Raw genomic sequence first — 7,035 nt, 5'->3', positions numbered from 1 at the left:
CGAAATCGTGTGCACGCCCGCGGTCGGAACGTCGAGGAAAATCTTGTAGGGTTCGCCGCAATGTTGCTTTTCGGTGCGTTGTTTACTTTCCCATCGCCAGCCGTTTTTGCCCTGGCACCACTGCAAACGCTGGCCTGTTTCCGGCCACTCGCCATCGATCCCGACGTGTAGCCCGTTGTCTTCGCTGCCGGTGGAATAGGCGCGAACCCAAACGTAATATTTGCCTGGAGTGCTGAAATTCACTTTGTATTTCAACACCGCCATGCCGCCGGCCTCGGGAGCAAAGTTGGTCCCACGGATCAATTTGTCAGCATGCGTCCGCCGTGTGTCTGGCAAAATTTCGAGATACGCATTGCCGCTTGCTCCGGCGACATGCGGCGGATCACCATCGGGTGTGATGTCGGGAGTGGTCTCGGTCGAGGTTAGGTGCCATGCACGTTTGTCAGTCAATGTTTGTTCGACAAAATGTTCCGCTTCGACCGCGACAAGTCCGTCGACTTCTTTGAACACAGGGTCAGCGGCTGAGCTTAACGACGGCGCACCGGCTGTCAGCAAGACAGTCATGCAACAGGCAAGTTGCACAGGGAAACAGCGACTCATGGACAAATCCTCGTGGTGGGGTGGGGAATAAAAGTGGGATAGGCTTCCAGCCTGTCATCAGCATCGTCTTACATTGTCGTTGATCGCTCCGCGATCAATTGCGTCGTCGATCGCTCGGCGATCAAAACGCAAGGTCCGTCAACGAACCCAGGCATCTTATTTACACATCGCTGCGAACCGAAGCAACGATCGCATCGGCGACTGCGTTGGCCACATCGGTCGTGGACGACGTGCCGCCAATATCGGGCGTTCGTACTTGGCCTTGCGCTAGCACTTCAGCAACCGCATTTTCCACAGCAATCGCTGCGGCAACACAGGTTGCATCGTTATGGGTTTGCCCCAGCCAATCTAGCATCATGCCAGCCGACAAAATGGTAGCCAGCGGGTTGGCGACGTTTTGACCTGCCAATTGAGGCGCGGTGCCATGGGATGGTTGGAACAGGGCGTGTTGGTCACCAATTTCGGCCGAGGGGCCCAAGCCAAGACCGCCGACAATACCAGCACCCAAATCCGACAAAATGTCACCAAATTGGTTTTCCATGACGACCACATCGAAATCGGACGGGTTTTGCACCATGTACAAACTCATCGCATCGACATAGACCGCATCATGGTCGATATCAGGGTATTTCGCAGCAACATCGTGAAAGATTTTGCGAAAGAACGCCATACTGCGAAACACGTTGGCTTTATCGACACAGGTGACTTTGCGTTTGCCGTCGCGGGGACGACCGCTGCGGCGCGACGCCAACTGGAATGCGTAATCGACGACTTTGGACGTCCCCGTACGAGTCACGACCAACGTGTCGGTGGCCACTTCGTCACCGACCATGCTGCCACCGCCGAACGAGGCAAATAGGCCTTCGAGGTTTTCGCGGATGATCACAAGGTCGATTCCCGCACGGGTGTCTTTCAGTGGACACGGCGCTCCCGGATACAGTTTCACCGGTCGCACCGCCGAGTGCAGGTTCAGAGCACGACGCAGCCCAACCATCATAGTGGGTTGGACCTCCGTCCCATCAGGTTGCCGCACGTCTGGCAAACCAATCGCCGACAACAGCACCGCATCGGCGTCCAAACAGGCATCCAACACGGCTTGGGGCAATGTCTCGCCGGTGTCGCGATAGAGTTCCGCACCGGCACGATGGGATTGGCAATCGAGTTGGATGTCGGGGAATTCAACAACCACGCGATCGAGCACGATCTGAGTCGCGGCCATGGTTTCCGGGCCAATGCCATCGCCCGGTAAAAGTGCGATCCGATAGGAAGTCATCTGTCGTTTCTTATGGGTTGCAATGAAAAGTGAGTAGGTTCAGTCGTGGTTACGAAATGCGATGCCATGTTTTCAGCGATTTGCTTTCCACCCATGGTCCGACGCTGGCCGAGAAATCAGCGAAATAATCGGCGGCACGATGCTGATCAAACGCCGCGGCATCGTCATAGATTTCGTATAGGAAAAATTGGTTTTCCGCTTCGGGATCAACACTGACCTCGAATTGTTGGCAAGCCTCTTCGTTGGCAAGTGAATCGCTCGCTTGTTTTAGGACACGTTCGCGGAATGCAGTTGCGAACTCGGGCTTGATCGTAAATTGGACAGCAACAACAAACATGGTGGTTTTCAATTCGCTAGGATGGAAATCGTTGGTGCAATTCGCGACACTGCTCGTCGGTCAAACAACGAGGCGCACGGTCGCGAAGCAGTAAGTAAAGTTTGGCGGTTTCTTCGAGTTCTTCGGTCGCGTAAACAGCTTTGTCAAGATCCGCGGCGGCAACGATCGGGCCGTGATTGGCCAACAAGACGGCGTGGGCTCCCAGCGCCGCTCGCTCGACCTCGGCGGCCAGCTTTTCGTCACCAGGCGGAAAGTACGGAAGCATCGGCAGCGTCCCGACACGCATCACGTAGTAGGCCGTTAACGCAGGCAGCACATTCGCCGAATCAATATCAGGCAAACAAGACACCGCTACCGAATAGGTCGAATGGAGATGCACGATCGCATCATCCTTTTCACGCGAACGATACATCGACAAATGCAGCACCGCTTCCTTGGACGGTTTGTCGCCCGCGGCCAGCGTCCCATCCCATTTCACTTTGGAAATGCGGTCTGGATCGAGCCGTCCTAAGCAGACATTGGTGGGAGTGACCAAAATGCCATCCGGCAACCGAACGCTGATATTGCCGCTGCTGCCGCATGTGAAGCCGCGATCAAATAGCGATTGGCCATGCATGGCGATACGCTCGCGAAGTTCTCGTTCACTCATGCCAACATCTCCAACGCGGTATGAAAGAAGTTCTCGTCGCCAAAGTTCCCTGATTTGAGGGCGATCGCCAGTGGAGGGCCACCAATCGATTGGGTCCAAGGAACTCCGGCACAAATTTCGGGACCGATTTTCAGTGCCCGAATGCCTAAGTCGCGAACCACAGCGCCCGAGGTTTCTCCGCCCGCAACGATCAGTCGCCGAACACCGAAATCCGTCGTCAATTCAACTGCGACTTTGCCCAAAAACGATTCGATCAGTTCAGCTGCTTCGTTAGCCCCGAGTGTCTGCTGGACGCTGCGAACGCCCTCGGGATCATCGGTCGAATAAATCAGCAGCGGACGATTGGCGTCACTTGCTTCGGCCCACGCCAACAGTCGACGTTGGTACGTGCCGGGGTCGCGGGCAATCTCGAGCACGTCAAGCTGCCACGTGCTGCAGAACGATTTTGCTTTGGCGACCTGCTGGTTAGTGGCCTGCGAACAACTGCCCGACAAAATCAGGCTACGGCCTGAAATCGCGGGTAACTCACTCGATGCACGGTGTGTCTCGATTAATCCGGATTTCCGATACGCATCGCCCAGATAACGTGCCAGTCCTGATCCGCCAGTCAGCAGCGGCATGTCGCTGACAGCAGCGGCGATCGTTTGCAATTGCGAATCGTCAACGCAATCGATCACGCCATGAGCGATCCCATCGCGGCGGTGTGTTTGCAGCGATCCGCCCGCGCTGCTGGCGTCGGCTAGATCGTGATAACGCAGCAGCCCAACAGGGCGAGTGACTTGACGGGCCAGGAATCGCACTAAATTGGCGTCCTGCATCGGATTGAGCGGGTGGTTTTGCATTCCCGATTCGTTCAGCAGCGTCCCGTCGACAAACAGATGGCCTTGGTACACCGTGCGTCCGGCACGGGGAAAGGCGGGGCAAAAGATCGTTTGTTCGGCATCCAACGCGTCCATCATCGCTTCAGCCACGGGACCGATGTTGCCTTTTGAGGTCGAGTCAAACGTCGAGCAATATTTGAAATGAACCGCTGACATCCATGGTCTCTTAATACTTGCATGGCTGCGAGCGATTGCGAGACGGCTTCAGATGGAGCAATCGAGCGTGTCTTCAGCGCCACCACAATCGCATCAACGGCGTGGGTTTGCAGGTCTTCTCGCGTCGGAATTTCCAGCCACTGAATGACTCGCAGTCCTCCTTGTGCCAAATTGATCGCAAGGTCGGTGGCTCCGGTCACATCGTCGGCAATGCATCCTAGGACCGCAGCGGACGTGTTTGTTTGGGGTTGGTTCGTCATCGCTTAACTCTGCTCCATCGCGATGGCACGAACAGGAGTGCCGTCGCCACCCACGACTTTCAATGGCAATGCGACTAACTGAACGGTGGGTTGAGTCAATTGGTCGAGATTTGCGAGACCTTCGAGGATGACCACGCCGCCACGAAACAACGTTTGATGCACCTCGGTGACTTCTGAGACGTTGTTGACGTCGGCAACCGATGGCGGTTCGACCCCGATCAAACCAACCTCTCGCTCGACAAACCAGCGAGCCAATTCGATCGAAATTCGCGGCAGTTCATTGCGATATTCAGCCGTACCGTACCGCTTGTGCCAATCGGTTCGCAGCAGCAAACGGCATCCCGGAGTGACTTGATTTTCAACCGCGGCGAAATCGTTCACGGTCAACAATTGTTTTGGCGCAGCGGGTGCCAAGTTGACGACGATCGCCGGACCGATGACGACGTTCAAGTCTTGTTGATCAATCGTCCTTGCTCCATCAAGGAAATGGCACGGGGCATCCATGTGGGTGCCGCAATGCGAATACAGCGTCAACGTGGTCGCGTTCCAGCCATGTGTTTTGATTCGCTTGGCAGGCGATACATCGACGCCAGGCATATCGTTGTCGATCGGCAACGTCAGATCAATGATTCGCATGGCCGTCTCCTGTGGCGAGCCCTCGGACGGGCAATCCGGTTTCGGCGGACTGGTAGATTGCAGCTTGGACACGCAAGGTTTTTAAGTATTCTTCGCCACTGGTTTCAAACGGCGTCGCGTTGCAAAGCGAGTCGACAAAATGCTTTTGCGTGTGGTAGACGCAGTCGCCGGCAAAGCCGCGGTGATGATGATCGTAGGTGTGCGAGACAACGGGATTGCCAAGCTTTTGAGTCGTGATCTGTCCGTCACTGGACAGCCGGATCGATCCGCCGTCGGTCTCGATCAAGCATTCGCCAAACGTGTAGCGAGGATCTGCGGCTTCGGATTCATGGTAGCGGCTGGCGTCCCAGAGGCCTCGTGCACCGCTAGCGAATTCGAACAAGATCATCCCGGTGTCCTCACCGGCAATGTTGGGATTCAGCCGACGCAGCGAGGCAAAGACGCCTTCGATCTCGCCGGCTAAAAAACGAAACGTGTCGATGAAGTGCACTCCGGTTTCAAACACCAGCAACTGCGGCATGGTGGCAAAGTAGGGTTGGCGAGCTTGATAGGCGTCGGCTTGCCATCCGTCGCCCATCCGCGTTCGCACATTAAGCGTATGAAGTGTTTCGCCCACGACGCCGCCTGAGATCAAACGCGACATTTCGCGATACCAAGGTTGGAAGCGAAAGTTCTCGTGAACCATCAAGCGGATGCCTGCGGCGTTGGCAACGTCAACCAATTCGGCAGCCTCGTCGATGGTTGGGGCCAGTGGTTTTTGGCAGATCACGTCGATGCCCAAGTTTGCCGCGATGCGAACCAGCTCGAGATGGGAATCGGGCCGCGTGATGATGTCGATAAAATCGGGCTGTTCGGCTCGCAGCATGGATTGGACGTCATCGTAGACGTTTGCGATCTGGTACTGATTGGCGACCGAGTCGGCTTTGTGACGATCGACATCACAAATCGCGACCAATTCCGCGTTGGGGATACGGTTCCATGCGTCAAAATGGAAGTGGCTAAAATATCCCGCTCCCACCGCGACCCCGCGTTTCGGTTTGTTTGAATTGGCCATGTTTCCTTACCGCATCAGAAAATTGGTGTAGATCAAGGCCGTGATGACCACCACGATCATCACCGCGAACGTCGCCAGTCGCAGTCGCAGTTGACTGGAGGAGAGTTCATGTAATTGTCGCAGAGGATTCATGAACAACCACGCCAACATCGCCAACGTGTTGATCGTGGCGGCGAAAACAAAAAAAGAATTTGCGGTTCCGGTTTGTAGGGCAAAGTAAGGCATCGTTACATGAGCGACGAAATACGGGAACACCACGGCACTCAAGGCCGCACCCATGTTGCCGACCATGTTCATTGCCCCCGATACGGCGCCACTGCGGTCGCCGCCAATATCCATGCAAAGGGCCCAGCTGGGGCTGAGCGTCATTTCGACCCCGAATAACGCGATCGAAAAACAGATGATCAGCGGCCAAACGGTTTCCGAATCGGCGGTTTGCGTGCACATCAACAATCCGATGGCCCCCAAAGTGAAACCGACCATCGCCGGGATTCGACGCGAAAGGACTGGCATGCCTCGCTTGTGAAGCAGCGTCACCAAGGTGCCCGAAAACCACAATGCGACCGCACCGATCAACAGCGGAAGTGCCGACAAATTAGCAGCCTGGCTGCCCCAGCGTTCTTCGATATAAGGACGCAGCCACGTGATGCTGATGAAAAAGGTGATATTGCTTGCGGCATACTGGAACATCGCCAACAACACGTTCGCGGACGTCACGATTTGAATGTAGGGAATGTTCAGCGGGGTGGATTGTTGCTCCGCGATGCCGCTGGCAATCAAATCGACCTCGGCCTGGTTTGTGCTCGCATGTTCGCTGGGCGAGTCGCGGTACCAAAACCACCAAACACCTCCCCAAACCAATCCTGCAAGACCGTTGGCGGCAAACGTCCATCGCCATCCGATCCAATCGATCAACGCCGGCATCAAGACCAACGAAAGTGCCGCTCCGACACGCGCTCCGGAATGGAAGATTCCTTGACCGATGCCACGCTCTTTCGCAGGCAACCATTTGTACAACGCACGGGTGGCGCCGGGGTAAGCACCGGCTTCGCCCATGCCAAACAAAAAGCGAACCACCAGCAGACTGATCGCGGTAAACACCGCACCGGTCAACGCCGTAAACACGCTCCAGATGATCACCACGATGGTCAATGCCAAACGCGGTCCGGCACGATCGCTAAACATCCCT

At 55.8% G+C, this 7,035-nt stretch carries 6 protein-coding genes and 2 pseudogenes; all 8 read right to left on the bottom strand.

Features of this window, described 5'->3' with window-relative positions; genetic code table 11:
* Positions 1 to 600, bottom strand: a pseudogene (locus RMSM_RS06530) (DUF5060 domain-containing protein); the annotation flags it as partial.
* Between the two features lie 160 nt (positions 601 to 760).
* A complete protein-coding gene (locus RMSM_RS06525; RefSeq protein ID WP_008693252.1) occupies positions 761 to 1,873 on the bottom strand; it encodes an isocitrate/isopropylmalate dehydrogenase family protein in 1,113 nt (370 codons plus the stop codon).
* Positions 1,874 to 1,922: 49 nt separating this feature from the next.
* Positions 1,923 to 2,210 carry a putative quinol monooxygenase gene (locus tag RMSM_RS06520; protein WP_008693251.1) on the bottom strand — a complete coding sequence of 96 codons (288 nt, stop codon included), beginning with the start codon at positions 2,208 to 2,210 and terminating at the stop codon, positions 1,923 to 1,925.
* 16 nt (positions 2,211 to 2,226) lie between these two features.
* Positions 2,227 to 2,859, bottom strand: coding sequence for a 3-oxo-tetronate 4-phosphate decarboxylase (gene otnC / locus RMSM_RS06515; RefSeq protein ID WP_008693250.1), 633 nt, complete (start codon positions 2,857 to 2,859; stop codon positions 2,227 to 2,229).
* Positions 2,856 to 4,156 (bottom strand): annotated as a pseudogene (gene otnK, locus RMSM_RS43730) (3-oxo-tetronate kinase). The gene otnC and the pseudogene otnK overlap by 4 nt, the downstream one beginning before the upstream one ends.
* A gap of 3 nt (positions 4,157 to 4,159) precedes the next feature.
* Complete coding sequence (locus RMSM_RS06505) at positions 4,160 to 4,792, bottom strand: cyclase family protein (protein ID WP_008693247.1); 633 nt, start codon at positions 4,790 to 4,792, stop codon at positions 4,160 to 4,162.
* Complete coding sequence (locus tag RMSM_RS06500) at positions 4,779 to 5,846, bottom strand: Gfo/Idh/MocA family protein (protein WP_008693246.1); 1,068 nt, start codon at positions 5,844 to 5,846, stop codon at positions 4,779 to 4,781. The genes RMSM_RS06505 and RMSM_RS06500 overlap by 14 nt, the downstream gene beginning before the upstream one ends.
* A gap of 6 nt (positions 5,847 to 5,852) precedes the next feature.
* Positions 5,853 to 7,035: MFS transporter (locus RMSM_RS06495; protein WP_144057425.1), on the bottom strand; the 1,183-nt coding region annotated here is incomplete at its 5' end.

The organism is Rhodopirellula maiorica SM1 (assembly GCF_000346295.1).
In the GTDB taxonomy this organism is placed as follows: Bacteria; Planctomycetota; Planctomycetia; order Pirellulales; family Pirellulaceae; genus Novipirellula; species Novipirellula maiorica.
Note: the sequence above shows the minus strand (reverse complement) of the source record. Positions and strands in the feature narration are given on the sequence as shown.

Bases quoted from the DNA above. Each gene is read 5' to 3' on its own strand.
- RMSM_RS06525 (WP_008693252.1), bottom strand. From the start codon at position 1,873: ATGACTTCCTATCGGATCGCACTTTTACCGGGCGATGGCATTGGCCCG.
- RMSM_RS06520 (WP_008693251.1), bottom strand. From the start codon at position 2,210: ATGTTTGTTGTTGCTGTCCAATTTACGATCAAGCCCGAGTTCGCAACT.
- otnC (WP_008693250.1), bottom strand. From the start codon at position 2,859: ATGAGTGAACGAGAACTTCGCGAGCGTATCGCCATGCATGGCCAATCG.
- RMSM_RS06505 (WP_008693247.1), bottom strand. From the start codon at position 4,792: ATGCGAATCATTGATCTGACGTTGCCGATCGACAACGATATGCCTGGC.
- RMSM_RS06500 (WP_008693246.1), bottom strand. From the start codon at position 5,846: ATGGCCAATTCAAACAAACCGAAACGCGGGGTCGCGGTGGGAGCGGGA.